This is a genomic window from Paenibacillus sp. PL91, from assembly GCF_012935325.2.
GTDB lineage: Bacteria > Bacillota > Bacilli > Paenibacillales > Paenibacillaceae > Pristimantibacillus.
In genome coordinates this window covers 1-17,476 of sequence record NZ_JABBYG020000028.1, presented here as the reverse complement: position 1 = coordinate 17,476, position 17,476 = coordinate 1, and the positions used below count along the sequence as shown (strand labels likewise).

22 protein-coding genes are annotated in these 17,476 nt (G+C 38.9%); 4 read left to right on the top strand and 18 right to left on the bottom strand.

Features of this window, described 5'->3' with window-relative positions; all coding sequences use genetic code 11:
* Positions 1-16 precede the first annotated feature (16 nt).
* Both HI950_RS32580 and HI950_RS36860 read right to left on the bottom strand, forming a co-directional pair.
* Positions 17-523: a hypothetical protein gene (locus tag HI950_RS32580; protein ID WP_169090855.1), complete on the bottom strand. Its 507-nt coding sequence runs from the start codon at positions 521-523 to the stop codon at positions 17-19.
* A 137-nt stretch (positions 524-660) separates the two neighbouring features.
* Positions 661-843 (bottom strand): DUF6547 family protein, encoded by a 183-nt coding sequence (locus HI950_RS36860; RefSeq protein ID WP_317618496.1) that lies wholly within the window; start codon positions 841-843, stop codon positions 661-663.
* On the opposite strand from HI950_RS36860, the gene HI950_RS32575 reads away from it, so the two are divergent.
* Positions 842-1,630 carry an acyltransferase family protein gene (locus tag HI950_RS32575; RefSeq protein WP_223285650.1) on the top strand — a complete coding sequence of 263 codons (789 nt, stop codon included), beginning with the start codon at positions 842-844 and terminating at the stop codon, positions 1,628-1,630. The two genes, HI950_RS36860 and HI950_RS32575, sit on opposite strands and share 2 nt — an antisense overlap.
* A gap of 276 nt (positions 1,631-1,906) precedes the next feature.
* Here HI950_RS32575 and HI950_RS37210 read toward each other — a convergent pair whose 3' ends face one another.
* A complete protein-coding gene (locus HI950_RS37210; protein WP_187768206.1) occupies positions 1,907-2,044 on the bottom strand; it encodes a hypothetical protein in 138 nt (45 codons plus the stop codon).
* 120 nt (positions 2,045-2,164) lie between these two features.
* Positions 2,165-2,353, bottom strand: coding sequence for a hypothetical protein (locus tag HI950_RS32565; protein ID WP_169090859.1), 189 nt, complete (start codon positions 2,351-2,353; stop codon positions 2,165-2,167).
* A gap of 1,203 nt (positions 2,354-3,556) precedes the next feature.
* Here HI950_RS32565 and HI950_RS32560 point away from each other — a divergent pair.
* A complete protein-coding gene (locus HI950_RS32560; RefSeq protein ID WP_169090862.1) occupies positions 3,557-4,369 on the top strand; it encodes an imm11 family protein in 813 nt (270 codons plus the stop codon).
* A gap of 389 nt (positions 4,370-4,758) precedes the next feature.
* Here the strand turns inward: HI950_RS32560 and HI950_RS32555 are convergent, their stop codons facing one another.
* The 7 genes from HI950_RS32555 to HI950_RS32530 form a co-directional block, all read right to left on the bottom strand.
* Positions 4,759-5,100 carry a cupin domain-containing protein gene (locus HI950_RS32555; protein WP_169090864.1) on the bottom strand — a complete coding sequence of 114 codons (342 nt, stop codon included), beginning with the start codon at positions 5,098-5,100 and terminating at the stop codon, positions 4,759-4,761.
* A 168-nt stretch (positions 5,101-5,268) separates the two neighbouring features.
* The gene (locus HI950_RS32550; RefSeq protein ID WP_169090866.1) at positions 5,269-5,604 is read right to left on the bottom strand and encodes a hypothetical protein; all 336 of its coding nucleotides are present in this window, start codon (positions 5,602-5,604) and stop codon (positions 5,269-5,271) included.
* A 72-nt stretch (positions 5,605-5,676) separates the two neighbouring features.
* A complete protein-coding gene (locus tag HI950_RS32545; RefSeq protein ID WP_317618493.1) occupies positions 5,677-6,336 on the bottom strand; it encodes a tyrosine-type recombinase/integrase in 660 nt (219 codons plus the stop codon).
* 17 nt (positions 6,337-6,353) lie between these two features.
* Positions 6,354-6,524 (bottom strand): tyrosine-type recombinase/integrase, encoded by a 171-nt coding sequence (locus HI950_RS36855; RefSeq protein WP_317618492.1) that lies wholly within the window; start codon positions 6,522-6,524, stop codon positions 6,354-6,356.
* A 90-nt stretch (positions 6,525-6,614) separates the two neighbouring features.
* Entirely contained in the window at positions 6,615-7,010 is a 396-nt protein-coding gene (locus HI950_RS32540; RefSeq protein WP_169090867.1) for a GNAT family N-acetyltransferase, read from the bottom strand.
* 221 nt (positions 7,011-7,231) lie between these two features.
* Positions 7,232-7,600 (bottom strand): DoxX family protein, encoded by a 369-nt coding sequence (locus tag HI950_RS32535; protein WP_169090869.1) that lies wholly within the window; start codon positions 7,598-7,600, stop codon positions 7,232-7,234.
* Positions 7,601-7,688: 88 nt separating this feature from the next.
* Positions 7,689-8,114, bottom strand: coding sequence for a VOC family protein (locus HI950_RS32530; RefSeq protein WP_169090871.1), 426 nt, complete (start codon positions 8,112-8,114; stop codon positions 7,689-7,691).
* Positions 8,115-8,343: 229 nt separating this feature from the next.
* Between HI950_RS32530 and HI950_RS32525 the strand changes: the two genes are divergently transcribed.
* The gene (locus HI950_RS32525) at positions 8,344-9,219 is read left to right on the top strand and encodes a sigma-70 family RNA polymerase sigma factor (RefSeq protein WP_169090873.1); all 876 of its coding nucleotides are present in this window, start codon (positions 8,344-8,346) and stop codon (positions 9,217-9,219) included.
* Between the two features lie 252 nt (positions 9,220-9,471).
* Here HI950_RS32525 and HI950_RS32520 read toward each other — a convergent pair whose 3' ends face one another.
* From HI950_RS32520 to HI950_RS32505, 4 genes are all read right to left on the bottom strand, one after another.
* A complete protein-coding gene (locus HI950_RS32520; RefSeq protein ID WP_169090875.1) occupies positions 9,472-9,801 on the bottom strand; it encodes a hypothetical protein in 330 nt (109 codons plus the stop codon).
* Positions 9,802-9,813: 12 nt separating this feature from the next.
* Positions 9,814-10,131 (bottom strand): hypothetical protein, encoded by a 318-nt coding sequence (locus tag HI950_RS32515; protein ID WP_187768205.1) that lies wholly within the window; start codon positions 10,129-10,131, stop codon positions 9,814-9,816.
* A gap of 177 nt (positions 10,132-10,308) precedes the next feature.
* Entirely contained in the window at positions 10,309-11,811 is a 1,503-nt protein-coding gene (locus tag HI950_RS32510) for a serine hydrolase domain-containing protein (protein ID WP_169090877.1), read from the bottom strand.
* A 544-nt stretch (positions 11,812-12,355) separates the two neighbouring features.
* Positions 12,356-13,123: a nucleotidyltransferase domain-containing protein gene (locus HI950_RS32505; protein WP_054024997.1), complete on the bottom strand. Its 768-nt coding sequence runs from the start codon at positions 13,121-13,123 to the stop codon at positions 12,356-12,358.
* 373 nt (positions 13,124-13,496) lie between these two features.
* Between HI950_RS32505 and HI950_RS32500 the strand changes: the two genes are divergently transcribed.
* Positions 13,497-14,075: a hypothetical protein gene (locus HI950_RS32500; protein ID WP_169090879.1), complete on the top strand. Its 579-nt coding sequence runs from the start codon at positions 13,497-13,499 to the stop codon at positions 14,073-14,075.
* 235 nt (positions 14,076-14,310) lie between these two features.
* On the opposite strand, the gene HI950_RS32495 is transcribed toward HI950_RS32500, so the two are convergent.
* The 3 genes from HI950_RS32495 to HI950_RS32485 all read right to left on the bottom strand — a co-directional run bounded on the left by HI950_RS32495 (position 14,311) and on the right by HI950_RS32485 (position 17,060).
* A complete protein-coding gene (locus HI950_RS32495) occupies positions 14,311-14,571 on the bottom strand; it encodes a hypothetical protein (RefSeq protein ID WP_187768208.1) in 261 nt (86 codons plus the stop codon).
* 1,538 nt (positions 14,572-16,109) lie between these two features.
* Positions 16,110-16,559, bottom strand: coding sequence for a cell wall hydrolase (locus HI950_RS32490; protein ID WP_169090881.1), 450 nt, complete (start codon positions 16,557-16,559; stop codon positions 16,110-16,112).
* A gap of 222 nt (positions 16,560-16,781) precedes the next feature.
* On the bottom strand, positions 16,782-17,060 hold the full coding sequence (locus HI950_RS32485) for a hypothetical protein (RefSeq protein ID WP_169090883.1): 279 nt from the start codon (positions 17,058-17,060) through the stop codon (positions 16,782-16,784).
* Positions 17,061-17,476 lie beyond the last annotated feature (416 nt).

Here is a 17,476-nt window from a genome sequence, read left to right as displayed (position 1 = left end):
TAGGCATTTCCATTCTTTATATATAGGATTCATTGTACATTCCAATTCTATTCTCATAGATATAATCGAGTGTATATGTAGGAGCTCCTTCTGAGCTATAAATCTTGGAGCCTTCTAGTCTCCATAACTCATATAAATCAATAAGTGTAGGTTTAGCCCCAAAACAATCATCAGTATTTCTATTCATTTGTTTCATTAGAGTAATAAATTCAATATATTTAGCTCTAGTCCAAAATATTGTTCCTTGATTAAACCTCAAATTGGATTGGAATTCCCGATTACTTGAAGCATACTTTGAACTCAAAGGCTCTTTCCATATAATATATTTATTAAAATCAATAACTTCTATAAACCCAAAGTCTGAACACCCAGGATAATAACAATGACTACAAACGTCAATTTGTATTAAACTTCCAAACTCAGCTTCTAAGTTATAGAAGTAATCTGCAATTATATTTCCATTTACTCTAAGGAAATATGTTCGTTCCTCATGATGAACTAATTCAAATTCTTCTACCACCATAAAAGTTCACCTCCAAATTCGACCCTCGAGTATGTCAGATAACGTCTTTTTCGTGAACTTCGTAAATTCGCTATACCGAAGGTATTCGCGAATTGATTCCGCTATCCTGCCCGTTAGCTCAACAAGCCACCGGGTAATTACCTATTCTGATCCGGCCATGAATCTCCTTCTCTTCGGCATACCCAATCATAATGCATACCGGAGTCAAATGGTTCAGTGGCCATCTTGATGCTATTTTTGACGATTTCTAACCCGTCAAGATTGATCTGATCTGTTAGATAGACAAGTGATATATGGAGCGTATTCGTGTCTCCACAAATGATAATAAATCACATTATTCTTTTAGGTGAGTTCAACACAATGACACTGAATCCTGTGATATGGTCTCTTATTCATGAAATGCGAGTATCATTGATATTTCCATTTCTTATGTGGGTTCTACATAGAGGAAATTTCAAAAAGAATTTATCTTTCATATTAGGAATACCTATTATATTTTTTATTACATATTATATTTGCCTTAAAATATTTTCATATGATATTACTGTTTTTAGCGGAGGGTATTCATCATTTATACTTACTCCACACTATGTAGCTTTTTTTATGTTAGGTGGACTGTTGGCTAAGTATCAGAAAAAGATCAGTGAGATATACAAAAAGATTAATGTCACTTATAAAATTAGCCTCGTGGTTCTAGCGTTAATCATGTATATGTATAATTGGCTTGTACTACCTAATAATTCAACCCTGCACTTATTTATTTTTAATGACTGGGCGATAGCTACTGGGTGTGTTATTTTTATTACTCTTGGATTAAACTCAAAATTGGTTAAAGTGTTTTTACTACTCAAACTAGTAAATTACGTAGGTAAAATATCTTACAGCTTATATCTGTATCACATTCCAGTGATTCTGGGATCGCTGTATTTCCTTCATGGACTAATGCCTGTTCGGTTGATATTATTTGTTTCCTTTGCCTTTTCTTTTATTGTTTCAGCTATTATGTATCATATGGTTGAGTTACCATCCGTTAATTTAGGTAAACGTTTTACAAGATCAAAGCAGCAGAATCAAATGAATCATGATAGCAAAACAGCAATCTCATAAAACTAGTTATATAAACATCATATATTGGAAATGACTTTGAAATAAGATTATATGGGGGGCAAATAGTGAAATGTGGCATGTATGGGAATGTAATCAATGCGGTTCAACAATGACAATAAACTACGATGTAACCGATGACGATTATAACAGGATTAAGGATTGTGGTTGTAAGTTTGAGGGTATATTAGAGTGGAAGCATAATTATGATGATGTCCATATTAATTAATATAAAATTGCCTCAGACAAAAGTCTAAGGCAATTTTACTTTTTCTAGAACTAAGGGCCGCTTGGAGCCGGATAGAAACCGATTTGTCTTTTGTAAGCTACAAAATGTACCAAATTACCATGCAGCACAAACGTCGGCATTTGATAACCGATCTTCTCAGTTGCTTCCGGAGCCGTGTCTTTAATCACTTTCTTTACCTTCTACAGTATTTCCTGGACCTCCGGAGGGAAACCGAGATATACTCCTCAATCGTATCATAGGTGATTTTGTTTCCTTCCATAGCTGCTCCCCTCCTTTTGTGGCCCTTGTTATTTGCGGCGTTTCCGGGCAATTCTAGAATAGAAAACGATTGCAGTGATAAGCATGCTAATAAAACCAATATTTTCTGCTGGTCCCTGTTCCATACCGAACACCATGCAAAGATTCGTAACCAAGCTCTTAACAAGCAGCGCCATTACGATCAGCAATAGCGGACGCATAATATTATATTTTTTCAACTGATCTAACACTCCTGACTGCAACCGAAATTAGACAGGCTCCCTCTAAATCCGATACTTGAAATCGCTTTTACGGGAGCAATCCCGGCAAGTATACCAGTTTCCTGCCCGTTCGTCCAACCTTTCAGCTTTTATGTTTCTATAACGTCATCGCCTGCCCATACTTTTCCGGAAACGCTTTCTTTTCTTTATAATCCGGCATGATTATTTCTTCAAGTGTTGAATAAATGACCGATAAATCAGCACTAGACGTTGATTGTACTTTATCTCCTTCCCACAACCCGTCAGAACCATCATCAGTAAAGTTTTACGATGCTCTGGATAGACTTACGTGAATGTTACTTCCGTCCTTGCTGTTGATATGCTCTAACCGGAGATTTGCCGTTAGCTTCCTTCAATGCTGGACACTTTTGCCTTGCTATGACCTTTCGAAAATTGAATCCTAAAGATAGCACCACTAGCAGTTTTTATGTTGGACAAATAACAACAAAAAAATGAACAGAGACAAAATAAAAGGAGCACGACACATGGGATCCCAAGTGTCGTGCTCTTTTTAATGAGCCCTTTATATAGGAGTTAAATTCAACATAGGCACCTGTCTGCCACCACGCAATCCTGCCCGTTAGTTTAATGAAGCACCATCAGTCTAATACTTTATTATTCTAGTCTACAACAAGATTTGATTTATTGCGGAAAGTGTAAAGGGAATATTATCGATCTTTATTCCAAATTATCAAACTTTGATTTGTCTACATCCGTTCTTGGAATATCGGTTGCAACCAGATATGTCCTTCCGTCCCGATCAACAATGGAAACTTTCAAGTCATGGCAACTCCATTCCAAGAGATCCACTTGAAGAGTTGCGTTCGCATATTTCACAATCGCGTCTTACACTTCGGGGTTCGATGAGTCGGAAAGATCTCTCACTTTGTAATGATATATAATTAACGCCATATAAACCGGTTTCAAGTATTAGTAAGCTTAATTGTTACAATGAAGATATTGATAGATTTCAAATTAGATTTTTACCTTATGCGATAAGCAGATTAAAAGAACGTCAGTTAAATGTGAACTTTCGAATTCTTAAAAATAGGTTTCCAACGATTTATAAGGAAGTAACGGAAAACCAAAGGATAAGAAAATTATTACTCAGTGGGAAGATCGATTTAGTAAATCCTATTTAATAAAAAGGTGGAATAGCAAGTGAAGATCTGGATGATGTTAGCTGGAAGTAATAATATGGTAGTAGACCCTGTTGATTATGATAGCTTTGATTATGTAAATGGTTTTAATGGTAAGCCAATAAGCGATTGGAAAGCAGCTCAATTCAAAGTAATAAAAAAAGGTAAATCCCAGGATTTTGTTTACTTACATGGAGGTATCCCGATTTTTAATGGAAATAGTTTGAAAGCATTAAATGGTTTAATGTCTGACTATGTCGATCTACTGGATTTGGAAGTTACTAATCATAATATCGAACTTAAAATGATAAATGTAGTTAACCTTATTGATGCAGTGGATTATTCACGTTCAATTCCAGAGAGACAATTAAGAGGTAAAGTTAAAGGATTCAAAAAGCTGAATTTTATAGATGAGAAAGTGGAAATGCAAACTATTTTCAAAATACCAGAGTTTCCTTATACAAGGGTGTATGTCTCTGACAAATTTAGGGATGTAGTTTTAGCTTCTAATCTAAAGGGCTTCGAATTTATCGAAGCTTGGGATTCCGAACAAACAGATGAAATAGAAAAAGTTGAGCAACAACGTTACGAAGCTTTTTTAGCAGAAATAGAGAAGAATAAAGGGACTGAATCTAACTGGTCTGATGCTGTAGATATGATTGAGCAAGGAACTGCCGTTGCAAGTGGTCCGTGGAAAATACAAAATGACAAGAATGGCATCATGCAGATTGCCAGACTTAGCTTAGATTGTAAGTACAGTTGGATTAAATCAGATATCGTGACTCCAATTCTTCTTGGTCTGAAATGGCACGAAGTTGAAAAGTTGGACATGTAACTTAAATTAGGATCAGTGGAGGATGACGGTATTGAGAGATGGAGTGCTGAAAAAATTCTTATTAATTGTTCTTGGTCTTTTTATTGTGTGTTGAAATCTCATCTCTTAAAGTAATTAAAGCAGGTCCGATAACGGACCTGCCAGTAACAACTATTGAATTTATAGGTTTTGCAGCCTCGAACGGCATTTATCAATTGTAGAAAGAAAATAAAGTATTAGACTGGATATGCTGATCCCACGCGGGTTTTCGAATTATAAAATCGTCAGATCTCGTAAAATAAGTATTAGACTGGCCCTAACTATAAAAACAGCGATAGCCGTGGATGAGAAAATAAAGTCCTAGACTGCCGCTGTTTTATTGAGCTAACGTTACCCGTTAGCTTAAAGCTTTAATCGACTAAGAACCTATCGCCCTTACTTATGGGTTGAGAAATTACAAGAAATTCAATCTCATCATTTGACTTATTGAACATTTGATGGGGTACCAAAGGAGCCACTTCTACTCCCTCTTGTGTATTGAGCACAATCTCATTGCCATCAATCTCTATGGTAGCTGTACCAATTAAAACAAAGAAAAATTGACGTGATTGTTGGTGATAGTGCTTTACTTCAGAAGTATGTGCTGGCATTCTTTCATGGATTACACTTAAATCTTGATTCTTTACTAAATGCCAACCATCGCACTTGTCGCCCCAAATATAGTGTTCAGCATTGTGTTTACTAATTTTCATTTCTGTAACTCCTCTCATAATGTAGGAGTAATTTTAACATAATTTCATTAAGCAAATCTGCCCTTTAGCTTAATAGAACAAGAGAGCAGACCCTCGCTATCTGTTTCCTGTAACTGCCATTTATGTTGGTCCAAAGGTGAGCATACAGAAAGGCTTACACTAATTTTATCAACTAAATGTTTTGTCCTCATATCCCCATCGTTCCAGTAGCCATTTATTTTCAATAATATCATCCTCAGTTAATCGGCCCAATTTAATTTTGGCAAGTAGAATGAGTTCTTTACGATCTATGTACTCGAAGTCCTTGTAGATTCCCTGATTCTCCTTATGGAATTGATGGATTAGCTCAGTTAGTTCGAAATATGGCAACACCCCTGATTTCCATTCCAAAAAAGATTGATACAAGGGTTCCAGAGCTTGTTCAGTTACAAACCTGTGATACTCGTCAATAATCTCACGCTCTTGCTGTCGTTTTTGTTGTTTAGAAGTTAATCTGTTCTCCACGATTTTCCCCTCTTTATATTGAAATATGGAATGCTTTAATGGCTCACTGCCGCTACCAAAAGAAAAGCAAAGCTAAAAGAACCGACGATAAAGTTCTCGCCGGCGTTCGCCGCGCAACTGAGCATATATTTGGGTGGTTGATGCTTTTTCATGCCCCAACATGCCTTGAATGAAATCTAACGGCGCTCCGTTATCAAGGAGCTGGCATGCATAGGTATGACGAAAGCGATGCGGGTATACATTTGCTTCGATCTCTCCCCGATCTGCAAGTCGTTTTAATGCCCACCTTAGCGTTGGAATGGCCATTCGTTTAACTGGATTTGTATCCGTTACAAATAAGGCTTTACACGAATCCTCTCGACTGGCTAAATACTTCTTCAACCATACTTTACACTCGGTCGTGAAGTAAACCTCCCTCTGCTTTGAACCCTTGCCATTTACAATAGCAGAGCAGTTCTCCCAGTTCAGATCCTCAATGTTTATTTTCTCCACCTCCCCAATTCGGCAACCTGTGCTGTAGAGAATCTCAAGCAGCGCTCTTTCCCTTAGTGTCGAACATGAGATCTTTAAATGAATAACATCTTCCTCCATCAAAAACTTAGGAATGCGCTTACCCATTTTTGGTTCGCGTAATTTTAGTGAGGGGTTGGAAGGTAAATACGTTTCTTCATAGGCAAAACGGAAAAGGGAACGTACAAAACGGATGCGATGCCCTAGGCTGCTTGGCTTCAATCGATCGGACTGCTTAGCTAAGCTAAATATTCCTTCAGCTGGTTCAAAGTTATCTCAGAAATATCCAAGTCACCGAGTTCCGTTACCAGCATCTTGAGCTGCAAGGCATAGGCTTTCAAAGTATTTGGGCTTAACCCCTGGATTCGTTTATCCGCTTCATAATGACGCCAAAGCTCGCTTAAAACCATAATAAAACCTCCCATTAGAGCAATTAATTCTAGTTTGCTTCTATATAGAAGGTTTTAGACTGCTTAATTAAACTAGCGTGTCCCGTTAGTTTAATCTTTCCTCCTCCATAATCCCCCAGAACAGGGAGTGAATCCACTCCTTGTATAAAAGAATGTATGTTTTGAATCGTATGTCAATGTTACAATCTCTATCCCGACACGTTCTGCCTCTTGCAGTAATTTCCTAACTAAGGCTTCGCCAATTCCTTTTTTCTGAAATTCCGGGTGTACGATTATGTCTTCCATGTACCCGTGTTGCAACCCCATCCCCGCAACATAGCCGAATGCTATAAGTTTATTTTCCTCATCTCTGAGACCAGCCCAAAAGTTACAACGTTCGAATAATGTTGGATAATCTGAATGTCTGCCGCCCCAACCAACCAGTTCTCTTAAATTGGGAACTTCAACTGCTTCTATTGGCAGATTAATTATTATCTCTTGATTCAATTTATTATCCTCCTTTGTCTATTCTAATTAAAGTTCTACACTATCTTGAAACTACCCTGCCCGTTAGCTTAATAAAAAGAGCAGGCCACCGTAGCACCTGCTCATCCATGTATTATTCAACTATCGTTACCCGTTACTTCAACAAATTATTTAGCCGGCGGCGTGCTTTGACCCATTCGCCGACAAAGCCAGTCTTCGGAAACAATTCAGATAATACTTTCTTAAGATAAAGAAAGCATCAGACCATCTGCATTAATGATGGTTAAAATTATGATTAACGCAGTAAAAACGATGGCCGCAGCCGTTTTGCTGATTGGATCTTTGACCCTGAAATGCGCGAGACACGCCAATAACATAGTGACTCCAAGCCAAATGCCAGCCCACGCGACCGCCCCTACATACCAGTAGCCGATGATGAGTAATGCTGCTCCGACTAACTGGACGATACCTGTGACGACACGAAACCACTGCGGTAGTCCTAGATTCTTGAAAATATCAGTCCAGTATTTGGCTCCTGCGATCTTGGCGCCTCCTGAAAAGGCATAGTATAAGACTAACAAACTTTGAAGAACGATGGAAAATACAGTCATTAAGACTTCCTCCCTTTATTTTAAGTACCATAAATTTCGTATTAACACAATGACTTTTCGAGCTGCCCACCCATTCTCACCTAATTGATTACTGGTGACCTTTTGTAAGGATTCGGAAAGTGACGCCGAATTTATCCGTAACATTGCCGTAAGCGGAGCTGAAGAAACTAGCTTGAAGCGGATCGTTCACTTGACCATCTTCCTTTAATGCTTCAAAATACTTGGTAGCTTTTTCTTTTTCGTTGGTTTGAACAACGATGGTGATTTGTGTTCCCTTCTCGTAGGTGCTTCCAGTGATATGATCTGTAATCTGTAGTTCCGAATCGCCGATTTTCAAGATGGCGTAATTAACCCAATCCTTCTTTTCCGGAGGCAGTGGAGCTTTGGGATCTTCCGGCATGTCACCGAATCGCAGCATATAGGCGACTTTGGCATCCAATGCCTTCACGTAGAATTCTATTGCTTCCTGGGCACTTCCGTTCATTTCAAGAAAAGGGATCAAAACAGTACTCACAATAATCAACTCCTTAGTTTAAATGTTCTTTCCGGGACACCTCGGTATTCTTCGTATGATCCGGTTTCCCTTGTCACTAACTATGTCGTAAGTCAGCGAGGAAACGTGACAGATACGGTGAAAAATATTTTAGGATAAATAAAATGTAGATTCGTACATCTCCTTGTCACGTTTGTTGAGTTTCGTACGACATATAAGTAAAAAGGAACCGCAGGAAGGAATGTGATGTATGAACGATCACGATTGGCTTGTGGAACAATTCGAGTCGCATCGAAATCACCTGCAAACGGTGGCTTACCGGATGCTCGGATCTTTATACGAAGCGGATGATGCTGTACAAGAGTCATGGATTCGTCTTAGCCGCACCGATACTAGAGAGGTCGAGAATATGGGGGGATGGCTGACAACGATAGTCTCTAGGGTGTGCCTGGATATGCTACGAACTCGTAAATCGCGGCGTGAGGAGCTTACGCTAGTGAATGTACCTGAACCGGTTAATAGCCATCAGGACGAAAGCAATCCTGAGCACGAAACATTGTTGGCCGACTCTGTTGGTCTTGCGATGCTAATGGTCCTTGGAAATTTGAAGCCCGCCGAACGCATCTCATTCGTATTGCACGATATATTCGCCTTAACTTTCTCGGAGATCGCCCAGATTATAGGGAGTAACGAGGTTGCAGCAAGACAACTTGCGAGCCGTGCACGCCGTCGGGTTCAGGGAGCGAAAGAGACTGCGGATTCGGACGAGTTCATACGAAAACGGGAGCTTGTAGATGCATTCCTTGCTGCGTCGCGTTCTGGAGATTTTGAGAAGCTTCTTGCGGTATTAGACCCCGATGTTGTGCTCCGACAAGACCCAGCATTTCCTCCGGTCGCAGCATGGCCAGTTGTTCACGGTGCGGAAGCTGTGGCCAAGGGCTTCGCTGGTCGTGCACAGGGTGCACGGCCGGTACTCGTGAACGGATCTGTAGGCGTGGTTGTTGCTCCTCGCGGTCAAATGCTTTTCGTACTCGAACTCAAAATTGTGAATGGCAAGATCACCGAGATCGACATGATTGCCAATCGAGAGCACGTTCGCCAGCTCGATTTAGCAGAAATGGATTGATGGTTCAGCTCCAAAGAGCAGTTACAATAACATTAAATTTGATTACAAAGTACAAAAAACGCATTGTCTTCGACAGTGCGTTTTTGTACTTTGATCAAGATCATGTCATTACTGCTTTTAACATCTGAAAATGTGTTTTCTCAAAATATTCCGCCCTAAGCAAATCTGCCCGTTAGCGTAGCGAAGGGCTGCCATGTGGCAGCCCTTCAGGGGTGGAACTATCGTTCTCCCGTTAGTTCAATTTTGAGACCATTACTTTGGGAGTTCAGTAATGACTCCATCCAAAGGAAATACCATTTGAACAAATTCTCCTGTATTAGCTTTGATATCAACTGCAACTCCATCAATCATAACAGACCATTGCCTATTCCCTGTAATTTTGTTCCAAATCGTATCACTCTCAAGTACACAATAATCAGCTATTTTATCCGTATCAAAATCAGCGTTCATTTTTTCGTTGATTACGTTTATATATCCTTTTGCTTTGATAATAGCATTATTTTCTGTGAGGATGGGCTTTTGAAATTGATAAATTGCAAATATGCTTATAGCCATCAGCAATAATAAAGAGATTTTCTTCATTGTGTTCACCTCTTAATTAATAACGAATATTGAGGCTATTTGTTGCGTTAAACTGCCCGTTAGCGTGGAAGAGGCAGCCGGTTGTCGGCTGCCTCTTTGTTGTCTGTATAAAGCTATAGTTCTCCATCTTCCTAATTCATTTTCAAATTCAGGATGAATAGCAAATATACCAGTTTCACGAATATTATCACCGTCATATGAAAAGTCACACCGTAAGCCCTGATAAACGGGATGTTTTCTGCCGCCTTCGTCTTCAGTATAAAGGCTGTATCTAATTCTAAAATCAGGAGAATGGTTTCTTACCTCCTCATACGGTTTCCAGGCTTCCATTACACAATTACCCCTTACATTAGATAACAGGATATATGTAAAATAATACCACAAAACACACGCATTTATTACGCTAATCTGCCCGTCCCTCAACAGGCTGTCAATGCCGGCAGCCTGCTTCATTATTGCGCTATCCTTTTCCGCAAGCAGAACAACAGAGTAAATATCCGTGTTGTTCTACCGCAGCTTCGTTTTCTTTGTAAAAATAAGCAATGTTCCAAAAATAAAATAGATGATGCCTACAACTAGGGTACTGTAAAGAGTCAGCGAGATCGTAGTTGGAGCCCATACTTTTATAAATGCCCAAGGCAATCCCCCAAGTAAAATTTTCGGAATCATAATCATAAATGTCAAACTTGCTGCAATGATCAAGGTATGCAGTATGAATAGTAGAAGCCTTTTTCCATTTAACGATGTCCAATTCCGTTGCTTTTTAGCGAGCTTCCTCAAAATTCTTATCGTGAACAACATGAACAATGTACCGAAACAACCGACGACTATACATATTATCGTGACGATTTGATCTAACTTTTGGTAGCTATCCGTATGATTATTGGTTACGTTCTTCCCCTCCCATAGATCCATCACGCCTTGGCCTATGGCCGTCGTAAAACTTGATCTCATATTGGCCAAAATGGCTACTCCTAATTTTTCATCGGGCTGCATAATGAAATAGGACGAAAATGTCGGATTCTCCCCTGCATGAAGTATATATTTTTTATCGTTTTCTTTCAGAATTCCCCATCCGTAAGCATAGTGGGTATTTTTATCGAAAGGCTCTACGGTCTGGTCAGGGATATGTGAATCGTTTATTAGCTGTTTGTCGATAGAATTGCTCAAATCGTTTCCTAACTGAAGGTTCATCCATTTCTCTATATCATTCGTATTACTGATAATATACCCTGCAGGTACATTCCCTCGATAGATTGGCGGTGTGTAAGCTTGCTCCTTCGTAAAACCTATTTTATAACCGGTAGCCATATGAGCGGTTTGGGCTTGATGCAGTCCAACAAACGAATCCTTCATTCCGATCGGGTCTAAAATATGCTGTTTCATATATTCATCATAAGGCTTCTTCATTACAATCTCGATCACGAGCCCCAATACATCGTAATTGATTGTCGCGTATTCGAAAGAGCTGCCCGGCTTACGATTTAGCGGCTGATCCTGCAATGTTTTTACAGTCAACTCAAGGGCGTTTTCTGCATTACTCTCAGGAATAAGAGCTATTGTATTGGAAGCAATTCCGCTGGTATGATGAAGCAACTGATCTAACGTAATCGCTTGCGGCTCCCCATTATAAGATAATTTCAACCACGGTATATACTTCTGGACATCATCGGTCCGTTTTAACAAACCCTCCTTTTCCAATTGTAAAATGGCTGCACCTGTGAAAGCTTTAGTTGTAGAACCGATTTCAAATAAAGTGTTAGCGGTCACCGGTGTTTTCGATTTTACATCGGCGTACCCGAAGCCTCTCTGATAAACGGTTTTACCCTTCTCCACAATAACTACCGAAATTCCTGGAATTTCACTCGCGTTTCTTTGTTCTTCAATAAACTGTTCGATCTTCAGTATTTTTTCATTGGATTCAGCGTTTGCTGTAATCGTTGAAAAACCGCTAACCGACAGCATAAAAGCGAACATCATAAGCATGACAATTTTTACAGATGATTTCATAATCGATTCCCTTCGGATATATTTATGCTTTTCAACAAGGAAATAAATGGTCTGCGTAATGATAATTTTCCTAAAACATTGCCTTCGGAGCTGAATATTATAATGGCCCCTGCGCTAGCTCATTTTGATCCTGCCTCCCCCATAGCTTTCTTTTGTTTCAACATCGTTTAGTTTAGTGGACAATGGTCGCCGAAACCATCGATCTATATGACAAATAGCGCTTCGAACATGACAAAAATGTCACAAAGCGCTCGTATCTATCTTGTTGTTTAGAATGTGTATGCCGTCAGGTGAAAATAAAGTGTTAGACTGGCACTGAAAAAAGAAACAGCGGAGGACAAGTAGTCGAAAATAATGTCTTAGACTGCCGCTGTTATATTGAGCTAACGTTACCCGTTAGCTCAATAGTCTTATGTTTTAATTAGAGTCGCTGCTTATAGTTGTGAGGCTTGCCGAACACCTAATGCAGTGACGTCCCGACGGGCTTAGGGGGGCTGGACGTGGTCACTCGCTTCTCAGAGTGACCCGGAGCGTCAATATGGTGTTAGCCGAAGGAAGTTCTGGAAGCAGCCATTGCATTTAAGGCGTTCTCAAAATAGCTATATACTTCATCTGCAATTCCCAGAAACTCTTCAACAAGTACATTACTATCCAAGTAACAAGCATACAGATAATCAACTAAAGCGGAGTCAATCTCACAATAGTTTAATATGGCATTCTTCATCTTAATAATGTCATCTTGCCATACACCTGTATCTTCTAAAACCAAAGAGTATAATGCACGAATTAATCTCTTAGAGTAACCTTTAATATATCTAGTTTTCATTGTGTTATCACTAGCATTAGAAAGTAAACTATGTATACGATCTACTTCCTCCTTGGTCTCTGTATTTAAGTCTAAAATGAACTCTGGAGAAATAATTATCGGTGGTACTTTTTCACCAACGTCATGACCATATATGCAAACACAAATTATCTTTACCCAAAAACCCCACTCATTTGGTTTACTTAATACATCATCAATCGAGCAAATTATCGTATCAATCTTAGTTACTACTGGATATTCTTCCAAAAGCCTGTCTTTAATATTTGACAATCTTTCGTAATCAATATCTTTGGGATTTACACATACAATAGTAAAGTCTGCATCTGACTTAAAAGGTTTAGCAGTTCCTTTTGGAATCGAGCCACACATATAAATGCTATGAATCTTACCTTTAAATTCGGTAAGTATATTATCTATATACTTATCAACAAAATCCTTATATTCACTTTGTATTACAATTCTATTTATAACTTTTTCTAATATCATATAGACTCCTCCAAAACTAAGAACTTCTTTCGGCTAACGTCTTTTTTGCGAACTTCGTAAATTCGTCATGACTTAAGTTATTCGCGAAATCATTCAACTATCCTGCCCGTTAGCTCAACGAGGCTGCCGATTTATGCCAGCAGCCTCGTTCTGATGATTGTTAAGCTATAATTTCCCGTTAGCCATCCATGCCGCTCACGCGACACCACAGATTATCGAAGTAATTGCGTTCTTCCATGGGAGCTTAATGACGCGTTTCGCACTTGGCTTGAAGGAAAATATCGGTATATGTCGAATAGCTCTCTAAAGGGAAATAAATTAACAGACTGTCTATCGATCGTTACAGTCCATAAGAAAATGGTGATATTGCTCAATGAAAGATATTATTGATTACGAGGTGTTTAAAGAAAGTCTTGTCTTACACTATACAAGTGTAATCGAGCAAATCACCAGTAGTGAGGACTGTATAGACATTTATGTTCTTGTCTTATGCACTGATGTGACCAATACATCCGTAGAGCTTACCTGGAACACTATAGGTGGATTAGATAAGAGTTACGAGGAACAAATAGAGATTTATGGAGACGACAAGTATTCTATCCAAGAGATAAAGTATGAGATTGCATATTTTGAATACGGAGAGATGTATGATTGGCCAGAAGGTTTACTTGTTTTCACAAGAACTTTAGATCAATACTTTTCATCATTGCCAAGTGACACAGATGAAGAGTGCGACTTTTATAATGAGGCATACGATCATTATTGTTCGAGGTTTATAGAATGTATGATTGAGGTTCTAAAACAACTACAACCAGCGATTAGTAAATTAAACAAGACTCCTGATTTTATCTCTTATGTGTCAGACCATGATGACGTTGAAGCGTTTCAATACGCCAAAGAGACTGTCCCTGAAGAATTATATAACCTTGTTTGTGCCCCGTATAAAAATTAGAGAAGGAAAACCGCATATTCATAGAGCGGTTTTCTTTCAATATTACGCAACCAGGAAATCAACAAATACTGGTGTACGTAGCGCTGATTTTAAGTTACTGAAACATTACGATTCCTACCCACTTTAATCTCTGAACAGAGTAAGAAACAATCTACAATCGTACTATCTAATACTGCCAGTTAGCATAAGAAAGCAGCCGATCATTGTGGTCGGCTGCTTCCTTATTTTTATTGAACTATCGTGTCCCGTTAGTTCTATAAATCGGTGTATAAATCCTATCCGTATCAGTATCTATAACGAAATCAACTTCTTCATCTTTATCAAAAGGTAATTGCTCAAAACTATGGAGTCTGCAAAATACATCGGGTAAATCCTTAATATCAGAAGTCAGCCTTTTTGCTTGTATATACTTTTGTATTAATTCTTGTTTAGTACATTTGGCACCTGTAATATAAACTCGGTGAAAATATCCATCAATTCTAACTAACATACGCATCACGACTGGTTGCTAACCAATCCATATAGCTAAGGTTACATACATAATAACTCATCCCGATTCATTAGTTAATCATTTTTCTTTACTCAAGAATCCTTTAACAAACGAATGGAGCCACCTTGTGGTATCCTGCCCATTACTTCAATAAACCAAAAAGAGGAGCAGCTTAAAAGCATACTCCTTCACAATCGTGTCCTGTTAGTTTAATCATTATGAGAAGCGATTGTTGATGTAAGAGCCAATTACAACAAGTGCAATAAGAATTAGCATAACTACTGGGTTCCCGACAAATGCTCGGTCAAATACATCTTGATTTTTATTTTTACCGTATTCATCATCTTGTTTATTCTTGGAAGAGACCACCTTATCAGTCAGTGTGTTGTTATGCTATCGTTACCCGTAACGACAAGCCTTGATGTCATCTTCTTAATAAACTAGCATAATCTCATTCAATTACCATGACTCCGTTTATTAATTGTTTGATGTAGTAGGAGTTAGATTCTAATTGTATTTCCAATTTTGAAAAGGTTGCGTCATTCACAATGAAAAAAGGATTTGTTTTTGGCTGTAGGCCGTTAAATACATTGAAGAGGGTTTCTGGTGCGTCTATTTCATGAAAAGTCTGAATAACATTTAGTTTTTGGTTTTCCCATAAGTCCACCGAGAGATTTATGAAATTGATAATACGATCCCCTTTAAATCTCAAGCTACTATCGCCTAGTAACACTTCGAGCTCAGGTACAATCATGTGCAGTTGTACTTCGTCATCTTGATAATTCCAAAATAACCTGAGGTGCTCATGCTTTTTAGATGCTAGAAGAATTTGTTTATAATCATGCATAACATGTTGATCTAAACCAAGCTCGAATTGCGAGAAAGCAAATCAGAATTCCAACTAATTATCTCATCCAATGAATTTTTTTCAGATTCCCAGTATCCTGATTTAAAGGGATAGTGGTTAAAAAAAACAGAATATACTTCATTAACGAACTGATCTGATACAGAAGAATAAGGAAATGAATAAACGACTGAAAAATAAGGTGGCATGTTTTGTCCCCTTTAATATCACTTAATTGAGTTATCAAGCTAATTACCCTCGATTGCACTTTTCCCCAACATCCACTTCATGGATATTTTATCATTGGGATTCGAGGATTCTCGAGCTATATTCAAGGAACTTCGTATCTTCTTTTCCCTTCATTAATTCTGGGTGCCATCACGTTATCCTGCCCGTTAGCGTAATGAAGCAGCCGATCATTGTGGTCGGCTGCTTCCGTGTTTTTATTGAACTATCGTTCCCCGTTAGCTTAATCTTCTTCCGATACTACTTGAAATTTGATAAAAGCTCACCTTTGATTATTTAAAGTTTGGATTTGCAACTACTTTTAATTGATCACCTATTTTTTCACAGTCAGGTGAGGACTCTTATCAAGAAGAGGCTGTGCTTCTTTTAAGGCAACTTTTCGTAGTCGATGGCATACCAAAGTGTTTTTTATCTGCCATTGAATGCCTTATGGCATTCGCCCCTATAAAGTTTTTTATCGGTAAATTTCCGCGCATTCCGTGCTTGTTGGTTGGTAAAAACAATGATTTTTCCAAGTACCCGCGAGCGGTTGACCGTACCACATTGCGGGGCAAGCTTGAGATGTTGGCCCCCACGGATTGAAATACCACAGAGAGTATTTTGAAGGCCATTCTCGCCAGCCTTTTATGGTCTGTTCAGCTAGCCGCCGCTCTCGTTCCCGTGTCTTCTGATAAAAATCGGGTTCTAATATGGCGTCGAACATGGCATCGCCATTCATATAATGATAAATAACATCATTAATATTGTTGACGTTCTTGAAGTCCGAACACCTGACTACGGCCCGATTAATCACGACAGCGCCAACCGTTAACATACCCTTTTCGCCTTCCGCCTGTGCCTCGCCCCTCATAAGCCGCGCCAACAAATCAACGTCAGACGACCTATACTTAACCCTCGCACCCATGGCAAAACCCCCTTTAACTGGTTAACACACTATATTCACATTTTGGCAAAATGACCGTGGGCGTGCGGGGCGGGTCACATGTGTGCCAGGGTGTCAAAACTTAAAAAAGCAGCCGATCGTTTGGCCGGCTGCCGCTGTGTAATAATGGTTGAACTATCGTTCCCCGTTAGCTTAATAGTTAAGTCTTATCTTTATAGTTTTTCAATTGCTGATTTGATTTGTTCATTTAGGATCGGCTTTTCTTTTGTAAAAATAAACCAACTCAGGATCAGAATGATCTACAGCTGCTACATCTTCAACCGAACTCATTACTGGAATAACATTATTCAATGTTGGTATTGTACCTGTCATCCCGAATGGTATAAGTTTTAAATTCTGTGATTCAAAAGCATTAATAACATCTTGAACACTATACTCATTTTCCTTGACATTTTTATCTTTAGAGCAACCAACTAATGCGATCATACATATCAGAACGATAATTCCTAACTTAGATTTCATGGTTATTCCGCCTCCTTTAGGGTGCCCTCATATTACCATAATTGGAACTATCCTGCCCGTTAGCTTTATGGAGTAGGCATTACCTTCTCCTCCCCTGAATTGCGGCTTACGGCTACCGCTTCGAATGTATCGAATACTAGCGTATGATATCGCGACCTAAACCGTAATAAAACGAAAACCCCGCGTAAGTTAGCGGGGTTAATCATTTCACTATCGTTCCCCGTCAGTTGAACGGATAATTCTTTTTTCCCATCGACCCATATGTACAAATAAATGATATTTACTTACCATCCCATACGTTCTTTTAGTGCTTCGATTTGTGAAATATGATGCCGATCATGCCAAACATATCTTTGAATCGCAACATTAAGACTCATTACTCCGTGGGTGGGACTCGTAAATGTCTTTTTAAAATC

Coding starts and splice junctions, on each gene's coding strand:
- HI950_RS32535 (WP_169090869.1), bottom strand. CDS start 7,600: ATGACTGTATTTTCCATCGTTCTTCAAAGTTTGTTAGTCTTATACTAT.
- HI950_RS32575 (WP_223285650.1), top strand. CDS start 842: ATGATAATAAATCACATTATTCTTTTAGGTGAGTTCAACACAATGACA.
- HI950_RS32490 (WP_169090881.1), bottom strand. CDS start 16,559: ATGGGTGCGAGGGTTAAGTATAGGTCGTCTGACGTTGATTTGTTGGCG.
- HI950_RS32520 (WP_169090875.1), bottom strand. CDS start 9,801: ATGAAGAAAATCTCTTTATTATTGCTGATGGCTATAAGCATATTTGCA.
- HI950_RS36855 (WP_317618492.1), bottom strand. CDS start 6,524: ATGGTTTTAAGCGAGCTTTGGCGTCATTATGAAGCGGATAAACGAATC.
- HI950_RS32500 (WP_169090879.1), top strand. CDS start 13,497: ATGAAAGATATTATTGATTACGAGGTGTTTAAAGAAAGTCTTGTCTTA.
- HI950_RS32555 (WP_169090864.1), bottom strand. CDS start 5,100: ATGAAAATTAGTAAACACAATGCTGAACACTATATTTGGGGCGACAAG.
- HI950_RS32495 (WP_187768208.1), bottom strand. CDS start 14,571: ATGCGTATGTTAGTTAGAATTGATGGATATTTTCACCGAGTTTATATT.
- HI950_RS32510 (WP_169090877.1), bottom strand. CDS start 11,811: ATGAAATCATCTGTAAAAATTGTCATGCTTATGATGTTCGCTTTTATG.
- HI950_RS32580 (WP_169090855.1), bottom strand. CDS start 523: ATGGTGGTAGAAGAATTTGAATTAGTTCATCATGAGGAACGAACATAT.
- HI950_RS32505 (WP_054024997.1), bottom strand. CDS start 13,123: ATGATATTAGAAAAAGTTATAAATAGAATTGTAATACAAAGTGAATAT.
- HI950_RS32485 (WP_169090883.1), bottom strand. CDS start 17,060: ATGAAATCTAAGTTAGGAATTATCGTTCTGATATGTATGATCGCATTA.
- HI950_RS32515 (WP_187768205.1), bottom strand. CDS start 10,131: ATGGAAGCCTGGAAACCGTATGAGGAGGTAAGAAACCATTCTCCTGAT.
- HI950_RS32525 (WP_169090873.1), top strand. CDS start 8,344: ATGAACGATCACGATTGGCTTGTGGAACAATTCGAGTCGCATCGAAAT.